Consider the following 24,378-nt stretch of genomic DNA (forward strand, 5'->3'; position numbering starts at 1 on the left):
GTCCGTCAGTGGCCGGCGGCGGCGAGCTTCACCGCGTCGAGCAGCGCCGTATGGGATTGGATGAGATGATCGACCGAGGCCTGCGTCGAGGCGAGGATCTGCCCCGGCAGCACGCCGTAATAGATCGTCAGAACGACCAGCGGCGCAAAGATCAGCATCTCGCGCGGCGATAGGTCGACGAGGTCTTTCAGGCTTGCTTTCTCCAGCGCGCCGAAGACCACCCGGCGGTAGAGATAGAGCGCATAGGCCGCCGAGAAGATCACGCCGGTCGCCGCGAAGAGCGCCACCCAGCTATTGGCCTTGAAGGCGCCAGCGAGCGTCAGGAATTCGCCGATGAAGCCCGTCGTGCCCGGCAGGCCGACATTGGCCATGGTGAACAGCATGAACACGAAGGCGTAAACCGGCATGCGGTTCACGATGCCGCCATAGGCTGCGATCTCGCGGGTATGCATGCGATCGTAGATGACGCCAACGCAGAGGAAGAGCGCGCCCGCGACCAGGCCGTGCGAGATCATCTGGAACATCGCGCCCTGCACGCCCTGCGGATTCAGCGTGAAGAGGCCCATCGTCACATAGCCCATGTGGGCGACGGAGGAATAAGCGATGAGCTTTTTGATGTCCTCCTGCACCAGCGCGACGAGCGAGGTGTAGATGATGGCGATGATCGACATCGCGTAGATGAGCGGCGCGAAATAGACCGAAGCGTCGGGGAACATCGGCAGAGAGAAGCGGATGAAGCCGTAGCCGCCCATCTTCAGCAGGATCGCCGCCAGAATGACCGAACCCGCCGTTGGCGCCTCGACGTGGGCGTCGGGCAGCCAGGTATGAACCGGCCACATCGGCATCTTCACCGCAAAGGAGGCGAAGAAGGCCAGCCACAGCCAGGTCTGCATGTCCTTCGGGAAATCGGTCTTCAGCAGAACCGTGATGTCGGTCGTATGCGCGTGATTATACATCGCGAGGATCGCGACCAGCATCAGCAGCGAACCGGCGAGCGTGTAGAGGAAGAATTTGAAGCTCGCGTAGACGCGCCGCTTGCCGCCCCAAATGCCGATGATGAGGAACATCGGAATGAGGCCGCCCTCGAAGAAGAGATAAAAGAGGACGAGGTCCAGCGCGCAGAAGACGCCGATCATCAGCGTCTCGAGCACGAGGAAGGCAAGCATATATTCCCGCACCCGCTTCGTGACCGACTCGAAGGAAGCCAGGATCGAGAAGGGCATGATGAAGGTGGTGAGCAGGACGAGCGGCATCGAAATGCCGTCGACGCCGAGCTTATAGATCAGCCCCGAGCCGAACCAGTTCTTTTCCTCGACGAACTGAAAGCCCGGGTTCGAGGTGTCGAAGCCCGCCCAGACGTAGAGCGACAGGGCGAAAGTGACGAGCGTCGTCAGCAGCGTCGCCCAGCGGATGTTGCGCAGGCTCGCCTCGTCGTCGCCCTTTTGCGTCAGCAGAAAGGCTGCGCCCGCGAGCGGTAGAAACGTAAGGCCGGTAAGAATGCCGAACCCGAACATCAGCGCAGCCCTCCGGCGACGAAATAAGTGACGATAGCGGCGACGCCGATGAGCATGGCGAAGGCGTAGTTGTAGATGAAGCCGGTCTGCAGACGGACGGCGATCTTGGCGCCGTCGGCGACGCGCGCGGCCACGCCGTCGGGCCCGAGCCCGTCGATGATGGCGCCGTCGCCGCCCTTCCAGAACAGACGGCCGATCACAAAGGCCGGCTTTACAAAGATGGCGTCATAGAGCTCGTCGAAATACCACTTGTTGAGCAGGAACTGGTAGAGGCGCGGGAAAGCGCTGGCCAGTTGCTGCGCGGTGCCGGGCTTCAGCACATAGACGTAGAGCGCCACGAGGAAGCCGAGCACCATCATTGCCGTCGGCGAATAGCCGGCCCAGGCGGGGATGCTGTGCATCTCGTGCAGCACCTCATTGTGCTCGCTCGTGAAGAGCGCGCCCTTCCAGAATTCGCCGTAAGCATGGCCGGCGAAATAGGGCTCGAAGATGTAGCCCGCGCCAATGGCCCCGACGGCGAGAACCGCAAGCGGGATCAGCATGACGATCGGCGACTCGTGCGGCGCATGATGACCATGTCCGTGATCGTCGTGGCCATGCGCGTGATCATCGTGGGCATGCGCATGACCGTGATCGTTGAGCGCAGCGGCGTGCGCGAGATCGGCGGCGGTCGGCTCATCATGCGTGTGATTATGCGGAACCTCATGCCCCGCGCGATGACCGAAGAAGGTCATGAACACCAGGCGCCAGGAGTAGAAGGAGGTCAGACCCGCCGCAACCACCGTCGAGACAAAGCCGAGCATCGCAGCCGTGCTGTGGCCGCTCGCCGCGAAGGCCGCCTCGATGATGCCGTCCTTGGAGAAGTAGCCCGCGGTGAGGGGGAAGCCCGTCAGCGCCAGCGTGCCGATGGTCATCATGGCGAAGGTGAAGGGAATGTCCTTCCGCAGCCCGCCCATGTTGCGCATGTCCTGCTCGTGATGCATCGCATGGATGACCGAGCCGGCGCCCAAGAAGAGCAGCGCCTTGAAGAAGGCGTGCGTGAAGAGGTGGAAAACGCCGAGCGAATAGGCGCCGACGCCCTCGGCGACGAACATATAGCCGAGCTGCGAACAGGTCGAATAAGCGATGACGCGCTTGATATCGTTCTGCACGAGACCGACCGTCGCGGCGAAGAAGGCGGTGACGGCGCCGATGACCGTCACGAACGCGAGGGCGGCCGGCGCATGCTCGAAGATCGGCGACAGGCGGGCGACCATGAACACGCCGGCGGTGACCATGGTGGCGGCGTGAATGAGCGCCGAGACCGGCGTCGGGCCTTCCATGGCGTCCGGCAACCAGGTGTGCAGGAAGAACTGCGCCGACTTGCCCATCGCGCCGATGAAGAGAAGGAAGGCGGCGATCGTCAGCGCATCGACGTCCATGCCGAAAACATGGATCGGCTTGCCCGCGAGGCCGGGCACGGCGGCGAAGACCTCGTTGAAGGTCAGCGACTGTGTGAGCTGGAAGATAAGGAAGATGCCGAGCGCAAAGCCGAAATCGCCGACGCGGTTGACCACGAAGGCCTTGATGGCGGCTGCGCAGGCCGAGGGCTTCTCGTACCAGAAGCCGATCAGCAGATAGGAGGCGAGACCCACGCCCTCCCAGCCGAAGAACATCTGCACGAGGTTGTCGGCCGTCACCAGCGTCAACATCGCGAAGGTGAAGAGCGACAGATAGGCGAAGAAACGCGGACGCGACGGATCCTCGTGCATATAGCCGATGGAGTAGAGGTGCACGAGGCTCGACACGGTGGTCACGACGACGAGCATCACCGCCGTCAGCGTATCGACGCGCAGCGCCCAATCGACCTTCAGCGCCCCGACCGTCATCCAATTGGCGAGCACCGGCGTGAAGCCGTGGTTATGGCCGAGAGCGACGTCGACGAAGGTGATCCACGACATGGCCGCGGAAGCGAATAGCAAGCCCGTCGTGACGAGCTCTGAAGGGCGCGGCCCGATCTTGCGCCCGAAGACGCCAGCGATCAGAAAGCCGAGCAGCGGCAGGAAGACGATTGCTTGGATCATCGCTCTAGATCAGCCCTTCAAGGAATTGATGTCTTCGACCGCGATGGTGCCGCGGTTGCGATAGAAGGCGACAAGGATCGCGAGGCCGATCGCGGCCTCCGCCGCCGCCACGGTGAGCACGAAGAGCGCGAACACCTGGCCGACGAGGTCGCCGAGCGACTGCGAGAAGGCCACGAAATTCAGATTCACCGACAAGAGGATCAGCTCCACCGACATCAGAATGACGATGATGTTCTTGCGGTTGAGAATGATGCCCGCGACGCCGAGCGTGAACAGGATCGCGGCGACGACGAGGTAGTGTGTCAGGCCGATGGTCATGGTCTTTCCTCGTTAGACGCCCGTCCGGAACGGAACCTTCTTGACTTCGATAACATTCTTGGCGTTGCGCGCGTTCTGCGCCGCGATGTTCTGCCGCTTGACGTTGGGCTTGTGATGCAGCGTGAGAACGATCGCGCCGATCATGGCCGTGAGCAGCACCAGCGCAGACGCCTGGAAGAAGATCACATATTTCGTGTAGAGCACCTGCCCCAGCGCGGCGGTGTTCGAGACATTGGCGGCGATCGGCGTCTCGAGGAGATTTTTCGAAGCGCTGGACGGCTGCCAGCCCACGGCGACCATGCCAAGCTCGGCGAGCACGACGACGCCGACAGCCGCGCCGACTGGCAGATATTTCGAGAAGCCCTGCTTCAACTCCGCGAAGTCGACATCGAGCATCATGACGACGAAGAGGAAGAGCACCGCCACCGCGCCGACATAGACCACGATCAGCAGCATCGCGAGGAATTCGGCGCCCGCCAGCAGGAAGAGTCCCGCGCCATTGCAGAAGGCGAGGATCAGGAACAGCACCGAAATCACCGGATTGCGGGCGAAGATCACCACGCAGGCCGACGCGATCATGATCGTCGCGAAGAGGTAGAAAAATACAGCCGCCACGGCCTCATCCTCTCATCATGAGCCGCGCGAGGCGGCTCGTATCGTTCCTTACCGGTAGGGCGCGTCCAGCGCGATGTTGCGCGCGAGCTCGCGTTCCCAACGGGCGCCGTTCTCGAGCAGGCGCTCCTTGGTGTAGTAGAGCTCCTCGCGCGTCTCGGTCGCGAATTCCTGGTTCGGCCCCTCGACGATGGCGTCGACCGGGCAGGCTTCCTGGCAGAAGCCGCAATAGATGCACTTCACCATGTCGATGTCGTAGCGCGTCGTGCGGCGGGTGCCGTCGTTGCGGCGCGGACCGGCCTCGATGGTGATGGCCTGGGCGGGGCAGATCGCCTCGCAGAGCTTGCAGGCGATGCAGCGCTCTTCGCCATTGGGGTAGCGTCGCAGCGCGTGCTCGCCGCGGAAGCGTGGCGAAATCGGGTTGCGCTCATGCGGATAGTTGATGGTCGCCTTCGGCTTGAAGAAGTAGCGCATCGACAGCAGGAAGGCGCCGACGAACTCGGAGAGGAAGAGCGACTTTGCGGCTGTGTCCAGTCTCATGACTTAGCTCGCGATCAGGCCGGGGCCGAATTGAAGGGCCGCAGCGACGACGATGACCATGACGAGCGAGATCGGCAGGAATACTTTCCAACCGAGACGCATGAGCTGATCGTACCGGTAGCGCGGCACGAAAGCCTTCACCATGGCGAAGAAGAAGAAGAAGAAGCTGACCTTCAGAATGAACCAGATCACGCCCGGCACGAGGGTGAAAGGCGCGATGTTCACCGGCGGCAGCCAGCCTCCGAAGAAGAGGATCGTCAGCAGCGCGCACATGGTCACGATCGCCACATATTCGGCGAGCATGAACAGCACGTAGGGCGTCGCCGAATATTCGATCATAAAGCCCGCGACGAGCTCCGACTCGGCTTCGACGAGATCGAAAGGCGGGCGGTTCGTCTCGGCCAGCGCCGAGACGAAGAAGATAATGAACATCGGGAACAGGCGCAGCCAATACCAGCCGGCCATGCCGTAGGACGTGTCCTGCGCGCGGACGATGTCGGTGAGGTTCAGCGAGCCGGCGCAGAGCAGCACGGTGATGATGACGAAGCCGATCGAGACTTCGTAGGACACCATCTGCGCGGCGGAGCGCAGCGCCGACAGGAAGGGATATTTCGAGTTCGACGCCCAGCCGCCCATGATCACGCCATAGACGCCGAGCGACGACAGCGCGAAGATGTAGAGGATGCCGACATTGATGTCGCCGACGACCCAGCCGCCATCCGACACAGGGATAACCGCCCAGGCGGCGATGGACAGCGTCGCCATGATAAACGGCGCGAACAAAAAGACGCCCTTGTTCGCCGTATCCGGGATCACCGGCTCCTTGAGCGCGAATTTGATGAAATCCGCGAAGCTTTGCAGCAGGCCCCAGGGACCGACGACATTCGGGCCGCGACGCAACTGCACCGCCGCCCAGATCTTGCGGTCGGCGAGAATGACGTAGGCGACATAGATCAAGAGCACGACGGCGATAAGCACGCTCTTGATGAGCGCGAGCAGAACCGGGCTCTCGGCGAGATAGGCAGTGATGGCGTTCATCCAATCGCTCACGTCTTCGCTCCTATTCCGCCGCTTGGGCCTGCCGGCCCTGCGCGAGAGCCGAACAATCCGCCATGACCGCCGAGGCGCGCGCGATCGGATTGGTGAGGTAGAAATCGCCGATCGCCGGGACGAAGGCGTCCTTCATCGCGACGGCCGCATGGCCGGCGAGCTTGACGACATCGCCCGAATTGCTGGCCTCGATCTGGTCGATGCGGGCGAAATGCGGATGCGCCTCGACGAGCTTCTTGCGTAGCTGCGCCAGCGAGTCGAAGGGCAGCGCATGCCCGACCACCGCCGAGAGTGCGCGAAGGACCGCCCAATCCTCACGGGCCTCGCCCGGCGGGAAGACGACGCGCGAGGCAAGCTGCACGCGGCCCTCTGTGTTCGCATAGAGACCGGATTTCTCCGTATAGGCGGCGCCCGGCAGGATGACGTCGGCGCGATGCGCCCCGCGATCGCCATGCGTGCCGATATAGACGACGAAGGCGCCCGGCTCGACCGCGATTTCATCGGCGCCAAGCAGGAACAGTAGGTCCATCGCGCCGGCCTTGGCCATCGCCTGCACATCGAGGCCGCCCTGAGCCGGCGTGAAGCCGAGGTCGAGCGCGCCGACGCGCGAGGCCGCCGTATGCAGCACCGAAAAACCGTTCCAGCCTTCCGCGTTGCTGAGCTTCTGCGCCGCCTGGGCCGAGAGCGCGAGGATGGCGTCGCCGTCGGGACGCGACAGAGCGCCCTGCCCCACGATCACCAGAAGCTTGCCGACCGGCTTCGCCTCCTGGATGAAGCGCAGCAGCGAATCCGGGCCAGCGCCGATATAGTCGTAGTCGTAGGTGAGATCGGCCTTCTCGCCGACCACCGAGATCTTGAGATCGCCCTTCAGCCAGCGCTTGCGGATGCGGGCGTTGAGAACCGGCGATTCCTTGCGCGGGTTGGAGCCCACGATGAGGATCGCGTCCGCCTGATCGATGCCGGCGATCGTCGCATTGAAGATGTAGGACCCGCGGCCGAATTTCGGATCGAGCTTGGCGCCGTCCTGGCGGCAGTCGAAGTTCGGCGAGCCGAGCTGCTGCATCAGCAGTTTCAGCGCGAAAATCTCTTCGGCGGCGGCAAGGTCGCCCACGATTGCGCCAGTGCGGCCCGGCGCGCTCGCCTTGCGCTTGGCGGAGATCAGCTCGAAGGCTTCCTTCCAGCCCGCAGGACGCAGCCGGCCATTCTCGCGCACATAGGGGCGATCGAGGCGCTGCGTCTTGAGGCCGTCGACGATCTGGCGGGTCTTGTCGGAGATCCACTCCTCATTCACCGCGTCATTGACGCGCGGCAGGATGCGGATGACCTCGCGGCCGCGCGAGTCGACGCGGATCGCCGAACCCAGCGCATCCATGACGTCGATCGTCTCGGTCTTCTGATATTCCCACGGACGGGCGCGGAAGCTTTGGGGCTTCGGCAGCAGCGCGCCGACCGGGCAGAGGTCGGCGACATTACCCTGCAGCTCCGAGGTCATCGCGCCTTCGAGATAGGTGGTGATCTCCATATCCTCGCCGCGGCCGATGGCGCCCATGTCGCCCGTGCCCGCGACTTCCGCCGTGAAGCGGACGCAGCGCGTGCAGTGGATGCAGCGATTCATCTCGGTCTTGACGAGGACGCCGATATATTTGTCCTCAACCGCGCGCTTGTTCTCGTGATACCGCGAACTGTCGCCGCCGAAGGCGAGCGCCTGGTCCTGCAGGTCGCATTCGCCGCCCTGATCGCAGATCGGGCAGTCGAGCGGATGGTTCACGAGCAGGAACTCCATCACGCCTTCGCGCGCCTTCTTCACCATCGGAGATTTGGTGAAGACTTCCGGCGGGGCGCCGTTCGGGCCGGGACGCAGATCCTTGACCGACATGGCGCAGGACGCCTGCGGCTTGGGCGGACCGCCCTTCACCTCGACGAGGCACATGCGGCAATTGCCGGCGATCGACAGGCGCTCGTGATAACAGAAGCGCGGCACCTCGGCGCCCGCCTCCTCGCACGCCTGGAGAAGCGTGAACTCTCCCGGAACGTCCACCTCGACGCCATCGACGAGAATCTTTGTCACTTCGCTCTCTCCGAAGTCGTAACGCGCTTGTTCATGATCACTCCGCCGCCTCGCGAATGGGCTCGGGATGCGGATTGGCCGAGTATTGGTCGATGCGCTCTTCGATCGTCTCGCGGAAATGGGTGATGAGGCCCTGGATCGGCCAGGCCGCCGCATCGCCGAGCGCGCAAATGGTGTGGCCTTCGATCTGCTTCGACACGTCGAACAGCATATCGATCTCGCGCTTATGCGCGCGGCCTTCGACCATGCGCTGCACCACGCGATACATCCAGCCCGTGCCCTCGCGGCAGGGCGTGCACTGGCCGCAGCTCTCGTGCTTGTAGAAATAAGCGAGGCGCGCGATGGCGCGGATGATGTCGGTGGACTTGTCCATGACGATCACCGCCGCCGTGCCGAGGCCGGAGCCGAGCTTGACGAGGCTGTCGAAGTCCATCGGGCAGTCGATGATCTGATGCGCAGGAACGCAGCGCACCGACGAGCCACCGGGAATGACGGCGAGCAGATTGTCCCAACCGCCGCGAATGCCGCCGCAATGGGTGTCGATCAGTTCGCGGAAGGAGATGGACATCGCCTCTTCGACATTGCACGGCCGGTTGACGTGGCCGGAGATCGAAAAGAGCTTGGTGCCCGTGTTATTGGGCTTGCCGATGCCGGCGAACCAGGCTGGGCCGCGACGCAGAATGGTCGGAACGACGGCGATGGATTCGACGTTATTGACCGTGGTCGGGCAGCCATAGAGGCCGACATTCGCCGGGAACGGCGGCTTCAGGCGCGGCATGCCCTTCTTGCCTTCGAGGCTCTCGATCAGCGCCGTCTCTTCGCCGCAGATATAGGCGCCGGCGCCGTGATGGACGTAGAGGTCGAAGGGGTAGCCGTGGACATTGTTCTTGCCGATGAGGTTCGCCTCATAGGCTTCGTCGACGGCCTTCTGCAGAGCGATGCGCTCGGCGATGAATTCGCCGCGCACATAGATGTAGCAGGCATGCGCGCCCATCGCGAAAGACGCGACCAAAGCGCCCTCGACCAGCGTATGCGGGTCGTTGCGCATGATCTCGCGGTCTTTACAGGTGCCGGGCTCGGATTCGTCGGCGTTGATGACGAGGTAATGCGGCCGCTTGGGGTCGACTTCCTTCGGCATGAAGGACCATTTGAGGCCCGTCGAGAAGCCTGCGCCGCCACGTCCGCGAAGGCCGGAGGCTTTCACTTCCTCGATGATCTTGTCGCGGCCCCTGGCGAGCAAAGCCTTGGTGCCGTCCCACTGGCCGCGCGCGCGGGCGCCGGCGAGCGAACGGTCGCCGAGGCCGTAGAGGTTCGTGAATATGCGGTCTGCGTCGGAAAGCATGATCCGTCCTTACGCGTGCGGCGTGTCGATGATTTCGAGGCGGCGCTCGATGCGGGACATGCGCCCCTCCATCGCGCCGGACGCCTCGTAAATATTCGCAAGATCCATATGAAAAGCGCCCATGCGATTGTCGATTGCAGCAATGGCCGACCGAAGCGCCCTGACCTCCCCACGCGATTCACGCATGGATTCCTCAAGATTGCCGAGGCGCGCCTGTATCGCCTTCAGCACTTCATAGATCAGTTCGTTCGTGACTTCGGCCATGGCGCGCTCCATCACTTCTGGCCGTAGAGCGAGGTGAGGCTCGTGAGCCCTCCCTCGGGCTCGGAGGATTCGCGGCCCTTCTGCGAGCCGGTCTTCACCGGGCGGCCGGCGGCGAGATCGTCGAGCAGCTTCTCGAAATTCTCGGCCGTGAGGTCTTCGTAGTAATCGTCGTTGATCTGCACCATCGGCGCGTTGCAGCAGGCGCCGAGGCACTCGACTTCGAGCCAGGAGAACAGGCCGTCGGCCGTCACCTTACGCTGCGGGCCGACCCGGCGCTCCAGCACCTTGATGAGATCGTCCGAGCCGCACAGCATGCAGGGCGTCGTGCCGCAGAGCTGGATGTAGAATTTCCCAACCGGCTCGAGGTTGAACATCGTGTAGAAGGTCGCGACCTCGAGGACGCGGATCTTCGGCATGCCGAGCGTCTCGGCGACCTTCTCGATCGCCTTCTGCGGCAGCCAATAGTTATTCTGCTTCTGCGCCTGCCACAAAGCGGGCACAACCGCCGAGGCCTGACGGCCGTCGGGATATTTGGCGATCTGCTTCTCCAGCCACGCAAGATTCTCCTGCGTGAACTCGAAGCTCTCGGGCTGCTGGTCGGCGAGACGACGGACGGACATTAGCGATCGACCTCCCCGAAGACGATATCGAGCGAGCCAAGGATCGCCGAGACGTCGGCGAGCATATGGCCCTTACACATGAAATCCATGGACGAGAGATGGGCGAAGCCCGGCGCGCGGATCTTGCAGCGATAGGGTTTGTCGCCGCCGTCCGACACCAGATAGACGCCGAATTCGCCCTTGGGCGCCTCGACCGCGGCGTAAACCTCGCCGGCCGGGACGTGGAAGCCCTCGGTGAAGAGCTTGAAGTGATGGATGAGCGCTTCCATCGAGCGCTTCATGTCGCCGCGCGACGGCTGAGTGATCTTGTGGTTCGGCGTCAGCACCGGGCCGCGGCCGTCGGCGCGCAGCAGCTTCTCGACGCACTGCTTCATGATGTAAGTCGACTGCCGCATCTCCTCCATGCGGATCACCGCGCGGTCGTAGCAGTCGCCGTTCTTGCCGACGGGGATGTCGAATTCCATCTCCTCGTAGCACTCATAGGGTTGCGCCTTGCGCAGATCCCAAGCCGCGCCGGAGCCGCGCACCATCACGCCCGAATAGCCCCATTTCCAGGCGTCCTCGAGCGAGATCACGCCGATGTCGACGTTGCGCTGCTTGAAGATGCGGTTCTCGATGAAGAGGTCCGCGAGATCGTCGCAGAGCTTCAGGAAGGGGTCGCAGAAGGCGCCGATGTCTTCGACGAGCTGATCCGGCAGATCGCGCGCGACGCCGCCCGGACGGAAATAATTGGCGTGCATGCGCGCGCCGGAAGCGCGCTCATAAAACACCATGAGCTTCTCGCGCTCTTCATAGCCCCAGAGCGGCGGGGTCAGCGCGCCGACGTCCATCGCCTGCGACGTGACGTTCAAGAGGTGCGACAGCAGACGGCCGATCTCGGCGTAGAGAACGCGGATGAGCTGGCCGCGGCGCGGCACCTGCACGTCGAGCAGGCGCTCGATCGCGAGGCAGAAAGCGTGCTCCTGATTCATCGGCGCGCAATAGTCGAGCCGATCGAAGTAGGGCACGTTCTGCAGATAGGTGCGCGACTCCATCAGCTTCTCAGTGCCGCGATGGAGGAAGCCGACATGCGGGTCGACGCGCTCGACGACTTCGCCGTCGAGCTCCAGGATCAGGCGCAGCACGCCGTGCGCCGCCGGATGCTGCGGGCCGAAGTTGATGTTGAAGTTACGCAGGCCCTGGGATTCGGGCTTCGTGGGGGCGATAGCTTGATCGTTCATCTGCGCCGCGCTCACTTGCTCGCCTTCTCATCGCCGGGAAGGTCGTATTTCACGGCCTCCCAAGGCGAGAGGAAATCGAAATTGCGGTATTCCTGCTGGAGCCGCACGGGCTCGTAAACGACGCGCTTGCGCTCGTCGTCGTAACGCACCTCGACGAAGCCGGTCATGGGGAAGTCCTTGCGCAGCGGATGGCCGTCGAAGCCGTAGTCGGTCATGATGCGGCGCAGGTCGGGATGGCCCGCGAAGATCACGCCGAAGAGATCGTACGTCTCGCGCTCGTACCAATCCGCGCCGGGAAACAGCGGAACGATCGAGGCGATGGGCGTGTCTTCGGCGACCGACGCCTTGATGCGGATGCGGCGATTGTGCTTGGGCGACTGGAAATGCGCCACAACCTCGAAACGCTCCTCGCGCTCGGGATAGTCGGCGGCGGTGACGTCGATGAAATTGACGAAGAGGCACTCGGGATCGTCGCGCAGATAGGTCGCCGCGTCGATCCAGCGATCGCGCGCGATGGTGAGCGTGAGCTCGCCAAAAGCGACCTTCACCTCGGTCACCGCGCCGGGAAGAGCGCCGCTGACTCGCGCGCCGAGAGCTTCCAATTCAGCCGACATCCGTCAACCCCATTCAAGGACGCGAGCGCGTCCGTCACATCCCGTCATTGCGAGCGGAGCGAAGCAATCCAGTCCGCCGGATCGCTTCGTCGCTTCGCTTCTCGCAATGGCGGCAGGCGCCATTGCCAATTTGCTTACCGCTCGATCGTGCCCGTGCGGCGAATCTTCTTCTGCAGCAGCAGCATGCCGTAGACCAGCGCTTCCGCCGACGGCGGGCAGCCCGGCACATAGACGTCGACCGGAATGATGCGGTCGCAGCCGCGCACCACCGAGTAGGAATAGTGGTAGTAGCCGCCGCCATTGGCGCAGGAGCCCATGGAGATGACGTAGCGCGGCTCCGGCATCTGGTCATAGACCTTGCGCAGCGCCGGCGCCATCTTGTTCGTCAGCGTGCCGGCGATGATGATGCAGTCCGACTGGCGCGGCGAGGCGCGCGGCGCGAAGCCGAAGCGCTCGAGATCGTAGCGCGGCATGGCCGCTTGAATCATCTCGACCGCGCAGCAGGCGAGACCGAAGGTCATCCACATGAGCGAGCCGGTGCGCGCCCAATTGATGACGTCGTCGGTCGCCGTGACGAAGAAGCCCTTGTCGGCCAGCTCTTCGTTGATCTGCAGGAAGAAGGGGTCGTCCGAGCCCACCGGCTTGCCGGTGCGCGGATCGATGAGTCCCTTGGCCTGCGGCGCCACCAGCGTCTGATGGCCCTGGTTCGTGATCAATCCCATTCCAGCGCTCCCTTGCGCCACTCATAGACGAAGCCGACGGTCAGCACGCCGAGGAAAACCATCATCGACCAGAAACCGAAGGCCCCGGCGTCCTTGAAGGCGACCGCCCAGGGGAAGAGAAACGCCACTTCGAGATCGAACACGATGAAGAGCAGCGACACGAGGTAGAAGCGCACGTCGAATTTCATGCGCGAGTCGTTGAACGGATTGAAGCCGCACTCGTAAGCGGAGAGCTTCTCCGGATCCGGCGCCTTGAAGGCGAAGAGGAAGGGCGCGACGAGCAGCGCGCCGGCGATGATCGCGGAGAGCGCGATGAAGATTGCCAGCGGCATATATTGTTCGAGCAGCATCGGCATGAGTCGTGTCCGGTCGGTCCGACATTGCGGCGGGGCGAAGGCCGCATTCTCGGGAGCTCAAAGTTGGAAAAGCTCCAGGCCGCGGGTTCCGTAACGCAGCGCCTTGTGCAAAGCAAGAGACAAGGATGGCGGCGGCGAAGTTATGAGGGGAAAGCTTTTGGGAGAGACGCCTTTTCAGGCGTCCTGCCCATTTGCCGTTCCTTCCGTCGCGCAGTCGGACAGAAAAGCGGCCGCCGCCATTTCCTTGAATCGCGCCTCGCGGCGCGCCAGCGCCTCGGCGTCCGCGCCCCAGGCCCGCATCTGGAAGTCCTCGTCGATATGGGCGGCGGCCCAAGCATGCGCAAGGTCGATATGATTCAGTGACTTGGCAAGCCCGAGAATCAGTGAGCCGGTCAGCGTCGTCATGACGTGCAGGGCCGCGAGCCGCAGCGGCGCGCCCGCCCCCTCGCCGACATGCCGACGCACGGCCTCGGCGAGCGCCGCGATGGACTCGTCGGGCTGAGCGGCGAACATCACGCCCTCGGCGAGCGTCAGCCGCGCGCCGAAGCGCTCGCGCGCGAAGGCCAGCAGCGGATCCCACGCCTCCCTTTGCGCCGCAGCGAGACTTTCGGGCTCTCCGGCGCGGTAGCAGATCATGTCGGAGCCGGCGTATTTGACCAGCTCCGCCTCCACCTCCGCCATCTGCGCGGCGACGCCGTCGAGGGCAGTGTTGACGAGCTTGGTCAGCGGCATTGTCGCGGGGTCGATATAATCGCCCTGCCCCGCCCATTCCGCAGCCATCGCCTCGGCGAGCTTGCGCGACGGAATGACGACCCGGCGTCTCGCGGGGGTGTTGACCGTGCGCCCGTCCAGCAGGATCGAAAAGCCGTCTTCCGTCTCGCCGACCGTGGCCTCCTTGTAGAAGCGCTTGGGCAGGGGACGCGCGGGGTCGCGCGCCGCTTTCACGGGGTCACGCTCGGCGGCTGGCACGAAGAAGTCGGCGTCGAAGCCGGTGGGGGTGTCGGGCATGGGTTTTTCCAGTTTGTTGGAGCTGCTTGGCCCCCTCCCTGTCCCTCCCCCGCTCTCGCGGGAGAGGGGACGCTCACGATCAGCGTTGTCGATGAAGGCTACGATCTGCCCCCTCTCCCGCGCAGCGGGGGAGGGTTGGGGAGGGGGCCTCACGCGTCCGGCGCATCCTCGATCGGGTCATATTGCTTCACATCGAAGCCGAAGAGCTCCCAGCTCTTCCTCATATGGTCGGGCAGCGGCGCGGTGACATCGAGCACGCCGCCTTTGGGATGCGGCAGCACGAGGCGCCGGGCCAAGAGATGCAGCTTGCGCTCCAGCCCGTCGGGCATGGCCCGCAGCGGATCGCGGCGGCGCACCTCGTCCTCGGGGCGGTGGCCATATTTGGGATCGCCGAAGATCGGATGGCCGATCGCCTCGGCATGGGCGCGCAATTGGTGGGTGCGGCCGGTCAGCGGCTTCATCGACAACCAGGCGCAGCGCGGCGCCACCTTGTCGACAATAGCGTAATAGGTCAGCGAATGCTGTGCGTCGGCCTCGCCATGTTTGGCGACCCGCATTTTTTCGAGATCGCGCCCGGCGCCGCGCGTCTTCTCCATCCCTGCGCCCTTGGCGAGATAGAGCGAGACCCGCCCCTGCGCCGGCTTGGGCACGCCCTCGACCAGCGCCCAGTAGATTTTCTTGGCCTGCCGCGAGCGGAAGATTTCGCCGAGGTCGGCCGCCATGCGCCGGTTCTTGGCGACGAGCAGCACGCCGCAGGTGTCGCGGTCGAGGCGGTGCACCAGCACGGGCCGGGAATCGCCCTTGGCCAGCGATTCGAGCATGCCGTCGATATGGCGCTTCTGGCCCGAGCCGCCCTGGGTCGCGAGACCGAAGGGTTTGTCGAGGACCATCAAATCCTTGTCCTCGAAAAGGGTCATCTCGCTGAGCGCCCGCGCGTCCTCGGGATTGGCGCGCTTGATGGCGGGGCTCGCGGGCTCCTCGATCTTGAGCGGCGGCACGCGGACCTTCTGGCCCTCCTCCAGCCGCGTCGAGGTCTCGACGCGCTTGCCGTCGACGCGCACCTCGCCCTTGCGGCAGATTTTGGCGAGATGGGAGAGCGCGAGCGACGGGTAGCGCCGCTTGAACCAGCGGTCCACGCGCATCCCGGCTTCGTCCTCGGTGACCATGGTCGTGGTCACGCCGGCGGCTTTGGCTTCCGGCGCGCTCATCGGGCGGCTCCCGGTCGCATATGTTTCGAAACTGCATGCATCGCCGCCTTATCGGACAAACCGCGCCGCCTGTCGATGGCGCTCGGCGCGTCGAAAAGCTGCGGGTCCGACGACCGTCGTCGCCGTAAGCTCGCGTTTTTGCCCTCGCCTTAGGCAGGAATTAATATTCGAGCCGCATGCAAGGGTTGCGGCAACCGCCTTCTTCCGAAGGCGCGTCCAAGGCCGCCTGGGCGGGCCATGAAAACCGAAAGCCTGATTGAAGCGAGATGGGCCGAGTTGATGCAAGAGGCTTCGCCGGCGGCGAAGCAATTGCTGGTGGCGCTCTGCGAAGGTCATGCGCACGAATTCGCGACGGCCTTCTACACGGCAATGCTGCAGGACCCCGATGCGCAGGGATTTCTCTCCGGCGAGGGGATGGTCGAGCGTCTGAGCGAAACCATGCGGCGCTGGATCGACGATATTCTGATGAATTGGGAGCCGTCGGCTCTCCCCCAACTGATGGACGCCCAGCGCCGTCTTGGCGCTATTCACGCGCGCATCGGGATCCCGCTCGAGCTGGTGATGCGCGGGATGCGTCTGCTCAAGCAGACGATCATCAACGCGCTGCTCGGCAACGCGATCAACACCGACCATCTCGAAGCCGTGAAGATGGCCATCGAGCGGATAGACATGGCCCTCGAAATCGCCGCGCATCAATATTACGCATCGAGCGAGGCCGAGGCGCGCAAGGACGAGGCGTACCGCAATTACGCCGCCAGCGCGAATATGTCGGTCGAGCGGGAGCGTCAGCGCGCGGCCCTGTTCAGTTGGGAAAATGAGTTGCTGCACGCTTTGGTGGTTAGCTCGGGCGAGAAGGCTCTCACGCCGATCTCACAATCGGGCTTCGGCCTTTGGCTGAGGCACAAGGCAAACTCGATCTTCCCGGCCGACGGTGAGTTTCTCGAGATCGTCGAGGCGACGGAACGGATCGACCGCGATCTGGCGCTTTTGCAATCGCCCGATGCGCCGCGCGCCTCCCAGGAAGAGGTCAAGCGCGTCATCGATCTCGTGTCGAAAGAAACCCGGCGCATCCGGGAGATTATCGAGACGCTGTTCGAGCGCCAGATCAATCTGGAATCAGGTCGCGACTCGCTGACGCATTTGCTGAGCCGGCGGTTCGAGTCGACGGTTCTTGCCCGCGAGATCGAGATCAGCCGGAACACCGGCAAGCCCTTCGCCGCGCTCCTGCTCGACGTCGACCACTTCAAGAGCGTGAACGATACCTATGGCCATGAGGCAGGCGATCACGTTCTGCAGCATGTCGCGGGCGTTTTCATCGAAAATGTGAGGAGCGGGGATTTCGTCTTCCGCCATGGCGGCGAGGAGTTTTTGATTATCTGCGTGGAGCTGACCGCCCAAGAGGCGCTCTCCGTCGCCAACAAGGTCCGCGCCGCCATTCAGGCGGAGCCCATCGCGATCTCGGACACGACCAAGCTCTCTGTTACGGTGAGCATCGGCGTCGCGGGCTATGACGGGCATCCGGATTATCAGCGCCTCGTCGCGCGGGCGGACAGAGCGCTCTACGAAGCCAAGAACGGCGGCCGAAACAAATGCGTGCTCGCGGCCTGAATGGCGCGACGCACAGCGGTTTGACGATTTCTCGCGCGCCCCGTTACTCTCTTCGAAATCATTGAAGAGAGAAATCAAAATGTCCAATTTTTACGGCCCTGCCCATCGCGAGCTCCAGGACGCGTTCGATTCGCGCCGTTTGGCCGATCTGATGGAAGGCGGCGTGATGCACGCCGAATTCGCGCCCCATGAAATCGGCTTCATCGAATCGCGCGACATGTTCTTTCTCGCCAGCATCGACCCCGCCGGCCGGCCGACCGTCTCCTACAAGGGCGGCGCAACGGGCTTCGTGCGCGTCACGGGGCCGAAGTCGCTTGTTTTTCCGTGGTTCGACGGCAACGGCATGTTCTATTCGGCCGGCAACATCGCCGAAAACAGCAAGGTCGGGCTGCTCTTCATCGACTTCGTGACCCCCAACCGGCTGCGCGTGCAAGGCGAGGCCAAATTGCTGCGCGACGCGGAGGCGGCTGCCGCTTTCCCCGGCGCGCAATTCGTCGTCGAGGTCGCGGTCGAGTCGATCTGGGTGAACTGCCCCCGCTATATCCATCCCCACCAGAAGGTCGCCGACTCGAAATATCTGCCCGACGCGGCGGGAGAGTCGCCGCTGCCCGGCTGGAAGCGGCTGGATGTGGCGCAAGACGCGCTGCGGCCCGAGGACCGGGAGAAAGTCGCCGCCGCCGGCGGGGTCTTGGATTTCGAGGCCTATGGGGCGTTGATTCAGCGCGGCGAGGGGTGAGGAATTCCAGGCGAAACGCCGGGCGTGATCCCATCCCTCCCCTTTCCGGGGAGGGTGGCCCCGCGTGAGCGGGGTCGGGTGGGGGTTGGGCAAAACCCCAACTATGTCGTTGCGGCGCGAACCCCACCCGGCGGCCTTTGGCCGCCGACCTCCCCGTAAAGGGGAGGTAGCGGGCTAGCCGCGCGAGATCGCTATTTGCCGGTTCCCCAGTAAGGGCTCCTTCCCCCCTCACCCGGGCTCCGCTACTCTCCCCTCGCCCCAAGAGCGAGAGACGACCAAAAATGAGAGAGCGCCCAGGCGAAGCCATTTTGTTCGACCGCGCCAATCTCGATTCGCGAATCGCCTTCGTCTCCGCCGGCTTCCTCCTGGCCTATGGCTTTGCGGCCCTGCTCGACCGCGTCGGCGCGCCGGAGCGTTTCGTGGCGGCGGCGCCGCCCTGGTTCACGGTCCTGGCGCTCGCCGCGCTCGGCTTTCTGCTCCATTCGATGCGGGTCTCCTTCTATTATGCCGGCGGCCGCGCGGTTCCGGCGAATTATGCGGGCTTCGCCAACGCCGCCATCGCCGTCGCGCTGCTCCTGCCCTTCGCGACCCGGCTCGCCGGCCGTTCCTGGAGCGTGGGCGTCGTCGCCGGCGCCTTTCTCGGGCTCGCCGGCGCGGCGCTCTTTCTAGGGCCGCTGCTGCGCAAGACCGGCGTGTTCTCCGTCTCCGGGCTTCTCGCCGCGCGCTTTCCCTCCGCCGCCCCGCGTTTCGGGTTGATCGCGGCGGTCGCGCTGTCCTCGGGCCTGCTCGCCGTCGCGGGCGGGCAGATGGCGGTCGACGCCCTCGTCGATCTGAGCGGCGCCGGCCGCGCCTTCGCCGCCTTCACCATCGCCGGCGCCGGGCTTTTCATCGCCGGGCCGGGAGGATTGGGCGGCGCCATCTGGGCGGCCGCCGCCGCGGCGGGCGTCGCCTTGCTCGGCCTCGGCTGGCCCATCGCCGCTTTGGGCTTTCGCGGCGAATTGCCGGTCGACCTCTTGGGCGGCGGCGGCTGGCCGGAGGCGGCCAGCCTCCTGTCGGAATGGCGGATCATGCCGGCGCCCGCCGGGGTTGGCGTCGAGCTCGGCGCGACGATCGCAATCGCCATGGGCGTTGTGGCGCTGGCGCCGGTTCTCGCCCCCGCCGTGACGACGCAGGCCAACGAGTCGGCGCGCGCTTCGGGCGTGGCGACCCTCGCCTGGAGCCTGATCTTCGCGCTGCTTGTCGCCGCCGCGGTCGCCGCCTCGGCCGTGAGCCTCGCGGCAAGTGTGTCCGGCCAGACGGTCGAGCGCCTGCCGGAGTCCGTCTATGCCGCGAGCGGGCGCGGACTGGTCGAGATCTGCGGGGCCAAGGTCAACACGCCGTCCCAAGCCCTGCGCGCCTGCGCGGCTGAAAAGATTCCGCCCGGAACGCCGCTTCGCCCGGTGGATGTGCGGCCGCTCGACGGCGACTTTCTCCTGGGCGCGTTTCCCGGCGCGGCGGGACTCGGCGCCGCGGCGTCGGGCCTTCTCGCCTCGGCGATCGTCGGCCTCGGCCTCGCGCTGGCCGCCGTCGGGCTCCAGGCCTGCGGCGCCGCCGTCGGCCACGACGCGCTCTACCGGCTGCGCGGCGAGGTCGATCTCACCAGCCGCCGCCTCGCCATCACGCGGCTGGCCCTCATCGTGGTCGCCACCGGCAGCTATGTCGCGAGCGCGACGCAGATGGTGACGCCCGGCGGGCTGATCGGATTGGCGCTCGGGATTTCCGCCGCTTGCGTCGCCCCTTCCCTCGCGCTGGCCTTTTGGAATCGCGCCGGCGATCGCGAAGCTTTGGTGGCGCTGCTCGGCGGCTCCGCCGGATTGGCGGCCGCCCTGCTGCTTGCGGGACCGGCGCGCAAAATCGAGGCCTATGCGCTCGCCGCGCTGGCCGGCGCGACGCTGGGACTTGCAGCCGGCGTCCTCTCCGGCCTCGCCTCGCGCGAGGAGAAGCCGGCTGCCGTCGCCTTCGTGCGGCGCGTGCTGCGCGGCGACGGGCAGATCGTCACGCCGGACAAGGGCGCTTGATTATTTGAATTCGGCGCCCGCCTTGCCGAGGACGACCGGCTTGTCCGTGCCGCAGACGAAATCCCGCGCGTGTTTATCGGCGATCTCACGGGCGAGCGCATTGGCGTCGGCGTTCGCGCGCGCATCGACATAGCCCACATGACAGACGGGCCCTGGCGGCAGGCGCGTGACCACCAGCGCGCGCCCACTTGTCGTCCGCTTGTCTGTTTCCGCCGGCGCCTTGTAGTTCCAGCGCATGATCGTCGCGAAGGGCCTGCCTCCCGCGAGGCGCCATTCGATCGTCCCCTCATAGAAGTCATTGAAGGGCGCCAGCGTCTGGCCCGCCGCCGGCTCGTCTTTCGCCTTGGCGCCAAAGCTCACATACATGCGCTGGTCCCCGGCGCCGAGCCAGATCGGCACGCCCGCATAGCCCATGCAGCGCCAGTCGCCGTAATCCTCGGGCGCGACGCCCCGGCGATGCTTGCAATCTTTTTCGATGTCGATCTTTGTGTAAGCCGACGTCGCTTCCTGCCCGCTCGCAGATGCAACCGAGAGAATAAGGAAGATCAACGCTGCGGCTCGCCTGCCCCCGATAGGCTCCATAAATACTCTCCCGTCGACATCCTGCGGCAGGATACGCCCCTCGGCGAAGCTTTCCATGCGCTCGCGCACGGTCGGGGCGCTCGATCTCGCTGGCCCGCTTCTTGCCACCCTCTATCATTTCCGTTCGTTTCTGTTATAAGGCGCACGCACGCCCGGCCTCGCCGGGCGGCGCCGTTTGGGATCGACCTCGCTGGACGACATCCCGGCCAAGGCCTCTCCCTGCGGGATACTTCCAACAAAAAGGAAAGACGGATGTCGATCACTGCCGAGCGCAAGCAGGCGCTCATCAAGGAATACGCCACCAAGGTGGACGATACGGGCTCGCCCGAGGTTCAGGTCGCGATCCTCACGGAGCGCATCGTCAACCTCACCGAGCACTTCAAGACGCATGTGAAGGACAATCACTCGCGTCGCGGCCTGCTGAAGCTCGTCTCCCAGCGCCGCCAGCTCCTCGATTACGTCAAGAAGCGGGACGAACCCCGCTACAAGAGCCTCATCGAGCGGCTCGGCATTCGCCGCTGATTTAAGCCTCGCGAAGGCGGCGCGCCCGCGCCGCTTTCGCATTTTTGGACCGCGAGCCTTCAGGCTCGCAAATTTCAGCGAGCCCGAAGGCTCGCCGTCCATCGGGCGCCGGCATGGGGCCGTCGCCAACAAACCGGCGCAAACCCGTCATGGCAGGATCGCCGGACGCTGCGTGGCGTTGAAACCCGCAGCCTCTCGCCGTCTTGCTCATGACGAAGCGCCGGCTTCGTCAGAGAAAGATCACACATGTTCCAAGTCCACCGCGAAGAACTCGACTGGGCCGGCCGCAAGCTCGTCCTCGAGACCGGCAAGATCGCCCGCCAGGCCGACGGCGCCGTTCTGGCGAGCTGGGGCGAGACCTCCGTGCTCGCGACCATCGTCGCCGCCAAGGCCCCGAAGCCGGGCCAGGACTTCTTCCCGCTGACCGTCAATTACCAGGAGAAGGCCTTCGCCGCCGGCCGCATCCCGGGCGGCTATTTCAAGCGTGAGGGCCGTCCCTCTGAGCGTGAGACGCTGATCTCCCGCCTCATCGACCGTCCGATTCGTCCGCTCTTCCCCGACGCGTTCCGCTGCGACACCCAGGTCATCGTGACCGTGCTGTCGCATGACCTCGAAAACGATCCGGACATCCTCGCCATGGTCGCGGCCTCCGCCGCGTTGACCCTCTCGGGCGTGCCCTTCATGGGCCCCGTCGGCGGCGCGCGCGTCGGCTATATCAACGGCCAGCTCAAGCTCAATCCGACAATCGAGGAGATGAAGCTCTCCGAGCTCGATCTCGTCGTCGCCGGCACGCAGGACGCCGTGCTGATGGTCGAATCGGAAGCCAAGGAGCTTTCCGAAGAGCTGATGCTCGAGGCCGTGATGACCGGCCACCGCGGCTTCCAGCCGGTGATCGACGCGATCATCCGCCTCGCCGAGCGCGCCGCCAAGGACCCGCGCGACCTGGTCGTTCCCGATCGTTCGGAAGTCGCCGCTTTCGTCTCGCGGATCGCCGAGGCCGAGCTGCGCGCCGCCTATAAGCTCACCGTGAAGCAGGAGCGCTACGCCGCCGTCGACGCGGTGAAGGCGAAGGTCATGGCCGAGCTCCTCCCCGAGGGCGAAGCGACGAACTTCACCAAGGAGGAAGTCGGCGAGGTCTTCAAGGAGCTGCAGGCCAAGGTCGTCCGCTGGAACATCCTCGACACCGGCATTCGCATCGACGGCCGCGACGTGAAGACCGTGCGCCCGATCGTCGCCGAAGTCGGCGTGCTCCCGCGCACCCATGGCTCGGCGCTCTTCACCCGCGGCGAGACGCAGGCGCTGGTCGTCGCCACGCTCGGCACGGCGGAGGACGAGCAGTTCGTCGATTCGCTAGAGGGCACCTATAAGGAGCGCTTCCTGCTCCATTATAACTTCCCGCCCTACTCTGTCGGCGAAACCGGCCGCATGGGTTCGCCCGGCCGCCGCGAGATCGGCCATGGCAAGCTCGCCTGGCGCGCGATGCACCCGATGCTGCCGGCGGCCGCCGAATTCCCCTACACGCTGCGCGTCGTCTCGGAGATCACCGAGTCCAACGGCTCGTCGTCGATGGCGACGGTCTGCGGCACCTCGCTCGCGCTGATGGACGCCGGCGTGCCGATCAAGTCGCCGACGGCCGGCATCGCCATGGGCCTGATTCTGGAAGGCGAGCGCTTCGCCGTGCTCTCCGACATTCTCGGCGACGAGGATCACCTCGGCGACATGGACTTCAAGGTGGCGGGCACGTCGAACGGCGTGACCTCGCTGCAGATGGACATCAAGATCGCCGGCATCACCGAAGAGATCATGCGCGTCGCCCTCGGCCAGGCCAAGGAAGGCCGCCTGCACATCCTCGGCGAGATGGCCAAGGCCATCACCACCTCGCGCGCGGAGCTCGGCGAATTCGCGCCGCGCATCGAGACCTTGAAGATCGCGACCGACAAGATCCGCGACGTCATCGGCTCGGGCGGCAAGGTGATCCGCGAGATCTGCGAGAAGACCGGCGCCAAGATCAACATCGAGGACGACGGCACGGTGAAGGTCGCCTCCAGCGACGGCAACTCCATCAAGGCGGCGATCAACTGGATCAAATCCATCGCCTCCGATCCGGAAGTCGGCGCGATCTATGAAGGCACAGTCGTGAAGACCGCGGATTTCGGCGCCTTCGTCAACTTCTTCGGCGCCAAGGACGGCCTCGTCCATATCTCGCAGCTCTCCAAGCAGCGCGTGGCGAAGACGACCGACGTGGTGAAGGAAGGCGACCGCGTGAAGGTGAAGCTCCTCGGCTTCGACGATCGCGGCAAGGTGCGCCTCTCCATGCGCGTCGTCGATCAGGAGACGGGCGAAGACCTCGAGGCCAAGGAAAAGGCCGAGAAGGAAGCCGCCGCCGCCAATGGCGAGTGATACGACATCCGCTTGATTGGCTCAGTGTCCCGACGCTCGCGCCGTTTGGACACTAGGAAAACACCGCCTCATTGCGAGGAGGCGGAGCCGACGAAGCAATCCAGAGCCGCATCGCCGCCCTGGATTGCTTCGCTTCGCTCGCAATGACGGGCGCTGGGCAAAACCAGCGGCGCTCTTGTGGCTCTGGATTCCGGTCGGGCTTTCAGCCCGCCGGGAATGACAACGCCCAGCGCGAGCTGTTCAATCGGAAATGGTATGAGCGCTAACGCACAGTTTTGAACGTCGAGCCGCCCGATATTTCGGGCGGCTTTTCTTTGAGGGGGCAATAATGCGCAGACTGGTTATGATAGCGGCGACGGTATGCCTTGCGGGAGCGGCGCAGGCCGAACCCGATTTCTCCACCGTTCTCGATTCCAAGACGCTTTCCTTCATGGACGGAAATACGGACCGCGCCGTTCTGGTCGAGAACGGCGACTCTGGGGCCGATCTTTACCTCTATCTCAATCTCGAACCGGCCCGGGACATCTCGAAGCCGCTGAAGGCGGCGCTGGTGAAGAAGAGCGTGGCCTGGAGCGGCGGCATGTGGGGCACGCGCCCCTCGCTGGAGACGACCGCCAGGGGCTCGTTGCTGATCAAGTCGGAAAACACCGGCGTCGGTAGAGACCGCTGGACGCAGACGCTCACGGTCGTCTATCGCAACAAGGACTTCGTCGTCGCCGGCCTCACGCGCGAATCCTACGACACGCTCGACCCCAACGCCGCCCACAACTGCGATCTCAATTTCCTCAGCGGCAAAGGCAAGCGCGACGGCAAGGCGATCGAAGTCAAAACGCCCGCGAAGAAACTCGAAAGCTGGTCCGAGGACGCGCTGCCGAAAGAATGCGTGTTCTGAAAATGAATGCGCGCGCCGGATGCCGCCGGCGCGCGCCTCCCATTACGCGCGCAGCCGTAGCA

The 24,378-nt window shown here is 64.7% G+C and carries 23 protein-coding genes; 6 read left to right on the plus strand and 17 right to left on the minus strand.

Features of this window, described 5'->3' with window-relative positions; translation table 11 throughout:
• Positions 1–5 precede the first annotated feature (5 nt).
• The 16 genes from QMG84_RS11945 to QMG84_RS12020 form a co-directional block, all read right to left on the minus strand.
• Entirely contained in the window at positions 6–1,514 is a 1,509-nt protein-coding gene (locus QMG84_RS11945) for an NADH-quinone oxidoreductase subunit M (RefSeq protein WP_281928107.1), read from the minus strand.
• Positions 1,514–3,577 (minus strand): NADH-quinone oxidoreductase subunit L, encoded by a 2,064-nt coding sequence (nuoL, locus tag QMG84_RS11950; RefSeq protein ID WP_281928108.1) that lies wholly within the window; start codon positions 3,575–3,577, stop codon positions 1,514–1,516. Before nuoL ends, QMG84_RS11945 begins: the two co-directional genes overlap by 1 nt.
• A 9-nt stretch (positions 3,578–3,586) precedes the next feature.
• On the minus strand, positions 3,587–3,895 hold the full coding sequence (gene nuoK / locus QMG84_RS11955) for an NADH-quinone oxidoreductase subunit NuoK (RefSeq protein ID WP_036287502.1): 309 nt from the start codon (positions 3,893–3,895) through the stop codon (positions 3,587–3,589).
• A 12-nt stretch (positions 3,896–3,907) separates the two neighbouring features.
• Positions 3,908–4,510, minus strand: coding sequence for an NADH-quinone oxidoreductase subunit J (locus QMG84_RS11960; RefSeq protein ID WP_202073398.1), 603 nt, complete (start codon positions 4,508–4,510; stop codon positions 3,908–3,910).
• A gap of 48 nt (positions 4,511–4,558) precedes the next feature.
• Entirely contained in the window at positions 4,559–5,047 is a 489-nt protein-coding gene (nuoI, locus tag QMG84_RS11965) for an NADH-quinone oxidoreductase subunit NuoI (protein ID WP_165049116.1), read from the minus strand.
• Between the two features lie 3 nt (positions 5,048–5,050).
• Positions 5,051–6,085 carry an NADH-quinone oxidoreductase subunit NuoH gene (nuoH, locus tag QMG84_RS11970; RefSeq protein WP_202073553.1) on the minus strand — a complete coding sequence of 345 codons (1,035 nt, stop codon included), beginning with the start codon at positions 6,083–6,085 and terminating at the stop codon, positions 5,051–5,053.
• A 22-nt stretch (positions 6,086–6,107) separates the two neighbouring features.
• Positions 6,108–8,165 carry an NADH-quinone oxidoreductase subunit NuoG gene (gene nuoG / locus QMG84_RS11975; protein WP_281928112.1) on the minus strand — a complete coding sequence of 686 codons (2,058 nt, stop codon included), beginning with the start codon at positions 8,163–8,165 and terminating at the stop codon, positions 6,108–6,110.
• Between the two features lie 37 nt (positions 8,166–8,202).
• Positions 8,203–9,507 carry an NADH-quinone oxidoreductase subunit NuoF gene (gene nuoF / locus QMG84_RS11980; protein ID WP_281928114.1) on the minus strand — a complete coding sequence of 435 codons (1,305 nt, stop codon included), beginning with the start codon at positions 9,505–9,507 and terminating at the stop codon, positions 8,203–8,205.
• Positions 9,508–9,516: 9 nt separating this feature from the next.
• Positions 9,517–9,771 (minus strand): hypothetical protein, encoded by a 255-nt coding sequence (locus tag QMG84_RS11985; protein ID WP_202073401.1) that lies wholly within the window; start codon positions 9,769–9,771, stop codon positions 9,517–9,519.
• 11 nt (positions 9,772–9,782) lie between these two features.
• Positions 9,783–10,391, minus strand: a complete 609-nt coding sequence (gene nuoE, locus QMG84_RS11990) for an NADH-quinone oxidoreductase subunit NuoE (RefSeq protein WP_281928115.1) — start codon at positions 10,389–10,391, stop codon at positions 9,783–9,785.
• Entirely contained in the window at positions 10,391–11,611 is a 1,221-nt protein-coding gene (locus tag QMG84_RS11995) for an NADH-quinone oxidoreductase subunit D (protein WP_202073403.1), read from the minus strand. Before QMG84_RS11995 ends, nuoE begins: the two co-directional genes overlap by 1 nt.
• Positions 11,612–11,622: 11 nt before the next feature.
• Positions 11,623–12,225 carry an NADH-quinone oxidoreductase subunit C gene (locus QMG84_RS12000; RefSeq protein WP_202073404.1) on the minus strand — a complete coding sequence of 201 codons (603 nt, stop codon included), beginning with the start codon at positions 12,223–12,225 and terminating at the stop codon, positions 11,623–11,625.
• Between the two features lie 134 nt (positions 12,226–12,359).
• Positions 12,360–12,947, minus strand: a complete 588-nt coding sequence (locus QMG84_RS12005) for a NuoB/complex I 20 kDa subunit family protein (protein ID WP_165049128.1) — start codon at positions 12,945–12,947, stop codon at positions 12,360–12,362.
• Entirely contained in the window at positions 12,938–13,303 is a 366-nt protein-coding gene (locus tag QMG84_RS12010) for an NADH-quinone oxidoreductase subunit A (protein ID WP_281928118.1), read from the minus strand. Before QMG84_RS12010 ends, QMG84_RS12005 begins: the two co-directional genes overlap by 10 nt.
• Before the next feature lie 174 nt (positions 13,304–13,477).
• Complete coding sequence (locus tag QMG84_RS12015; protein ID WP_281928119.1) at positions 13,478–14,311, minus strand: ATP12 family chaperone protein; 834 nt, start codon at positions 14,309–14,311, stop codon at positions 13,478–13,480.
• A gap of 149 nt (positions 14,312–14,460) precedes the next feature.
• Positions 14,461–15,519, minus strand: coding sequence for an RluA family pseudouridine synthase (locus QMG84_RS12020; protein WP_281928121.1), 1,059 nt, complete (start codon positions 15,517–15,519; stop codon positions 14,461–14,463).
• Between the two features lie 237 nt (positions 15,520–15,756).
• On the opposite strand from QMG84_RS12020, the gene QMG84_RS12025 reads away from it, so the two are divergent.
• The 3 genes from QMG84_RS12025 (at position 15,757) to QMG84_RS12035 (ending at position 19,920) form a co-directional block, all read left to right on the plus strand.
• A complete protein-coding gene (locus QMG84_RS12025) occupies positions 15,757–17,127 on the plus strand; it encodes a GGDEF domain-containing protein (RefSeq protein ID WP_281928123.1) in 1,371 nt (456 codons plus the stop codon).
• Positions 17,128–17,206: 79 nt separating this feature from the next.
• On the plus strand, positions 17,207–17,863 hold the full coding sequence (locus QMG84_RS12030) for a pyridoxamine 5'-phosphate oxidase family protein (protein WP_281928124.1): 657 nt from the start codon (positions 17,207–17,209) through the stop codon (positions 17,861–17,863).
• Between the two features lie 281 nt (positions 17,864–18,144).
• A complete protein-coding gene (locus tag QMG84_RS12035; RefSeq protein WP_281928125.1) occupies positions 18,145–19,920 on the plus strand; it encodes a sodium:solute symporter in 1,776 nt (591 codons plus the stop codon).
• Here the strand turns inward: QMG84_RS12035 and QMG84_RS12040 are convergent, their stop codons facing one another.
• Complete coding sequence (locus QMG84_RS12040; protein ID WP_281928127.1) at positions 19,921–20,571, minus strand: hypothetical protein; 651 nt, start codon at positions 20,569–20,571, stop codon at positions 19,921–19,923.
• Positions 20,572–20,754: 183 nt separating this feature from the next.
• Here QMG84_RS12040 and rpsO point away from each other — a divergent pair, with 183 nt between their 5' ends.
• From rpsO to QMG84_RS12055, 3 genes are all read left to right on the plus strand, one after another.
• Positions 20,755–21,024, plus strand: a complete 270-nt coding sequence (gene rpsO, locus QMG84_RS12045; protein ID WP_165049143.1) for a 30S ribosomal protein S15 — start codon at positions 20,755–20,757, stop codon at positions 21,022–21,024.
• Between the two features lie 246 nt (positions 21,025–21,270).
• Complete coding sequence (gene pnp, locus QMG84_RS12050) at positions 21,271–23,424, plus strand: polyribonucleotide nucleotidyltransferase (protein WP_281928129.1); 2,154 nt, start codon at positions 21,271–21,273, stop codon at positions 23,422–23,424.
• Between the two features lie 328 nt (positions 23,425–23,752).
• Entirely contained in the window at positions 23,753–24,316 is a 564-nt protein-coding gene (locus tag QMG84_RS12055; RefSeq protein ID WP_281928131.1) for a hypothetical protein, read from the plus strand.
• The last annotated feature ends 62 nt before the right edge of the window (positions 24,317–24,378 follow it).

Origin of the sequence: Methylocystis iwaonis, from assembly GCF_027925385.1 — a bacterium.
Lineage (GTDB): Bacteria > Pseudomonadota > Alphaproteobacteria > Rhizobiales > Beijerinckiaceae > Methylocystis > Methylocystis iwaonis.

Coding starts and splice junctions, on each gene's coding strand:
- QMG84_RS11945 (WP_281928107.1), bottom strand. CDS start 1,514: ATGTTCGGGTTCGGCATTCTTACCGGCCTTACGTTTCTACCGCTCGCG.
- nuoL (WP_281928108.1), bottom strand. CDS start 3,577: ATGATCCAAGCAATCGTCTTCCTGCCGCTGCTCGGCTTTCTGATCGCT.
- nuoK (WP_036287502.1), bottom strand. CDS start 3,895: ATGACCATCGGCCTGACACACTACCTCGTCGTCGCCGCGATCCTGTTC.
- nuoI (WP_165049116.1), bottom strand. CDS start 5,047: ATGAGACTGGACACAGCCGCAAAGTCGCTCTTCCTCTCCGAGTTCGTC.
- nuoH (WP_202073553.1), bottom strand. CDS start 6,085: ATGAACGCCATCACTGCCTATCTCGCCGAGAGCCCGGTTCTGCTCGCG.
- nuoF (WP_281928114.1), bottom strand. CDS start 9,507: ATGCTTTCCGACGCAGACCGCATATTCACGAACCTCTACGGCCTCGGC.
- QMG84_RS11985 (WP_202073401.1), bottom strand. CDS start 9,771: ATGGCCGAAGTCACGAACGAACTGATCTATGAAGTGCTGAAGGCGATA.
- nuoE (WP_281928115.1), bottom strand. CDS start 10,391: ATGTCCGTCCGTCGTCTCGCCGACCAGCAGCCCGAGAGCTTCGAGTTC.
- QMG84_RS11995 (WP_202073403.1), bottom strand. CDS start 11,611: ATGAACGATCAAGCTATCGCCCCCACGAAGCCCGAATCCCAGGGCCTG.
- QMG84_RS12000 (WP_202073404.1), bottom strand. CDS start 12,225: ATGTCGGCTGAATTGGAAGCTCTCGGCGCGCGAGTCAGCGGCGCTCTT.
- QMG84_RS12005 (WP_165049128.1), bottom strand. CDS start 12,947: ATGGGATTGATCACGAACCAGGGCCATCAGACGCTGGTGGCGCCGCAG.
- QMG84_RS12010 (WP_281928118.1), bottom strand. CDS start 13,303: ATGCCGATGCTGCTCGAACAATATATGCCGCTGGCAATCTTCATCGCG.
- QMG84_RS12015 (WP_281928119.1), bottom strand. CDS start 14,311: ATGCCCGACACCCCCACCGGCTTCGACGCCGACTTCTTCGTGCCAGCC.
- QMG84_RS12020 (WP_281928121.1), bottom strand. CDS start 15,519: ATGAGCGCGCCGGAAGCCAAAGCCGCCGGCGTGACCACGACCATGGTC.
- QMG84_RS12025 (WP_281928123.1), top strand. CDS start 15,757: ATGAAAACCGAAAGCCTGATTGAAGCGAGATGGGCCGAGTTGATGCAA.
- QMG84_RS12030 (WP_281928124.1), top strand. CDS start 17,207: ATGTCCAATTTTTACGGCCCTGCCCATCGCGAGCTCCAGGACGCGTTC.
- QMG84_RS12035 (WP_281928125.1), top strand. CDS start 18,145: ATGAGAGAGCGCCCAGGCGAAGCCATTTTGTTCGACCGCGCCAATCTC.
- rpsO (WP_165049143.1), top strand. CDS start 20,755: ATGTCGATCACTGCCGAGCGCAAGCAGGCGCTCATCAAGGAATACGCC.
- pnp (WP_281928129.1), top strand. CDS start 21,271: ATGTTCCAAGTCCACCGCGAAGAACTCGACTGGGCCGGCCGCAAGCTC.
- QMG84_RS12055 (WP_281928131.1), top strand. CDS start 23,753: ATGCGCAGACTGGTTATGATAGCGGCGACGGTATGCCTTGCGGGAGCG.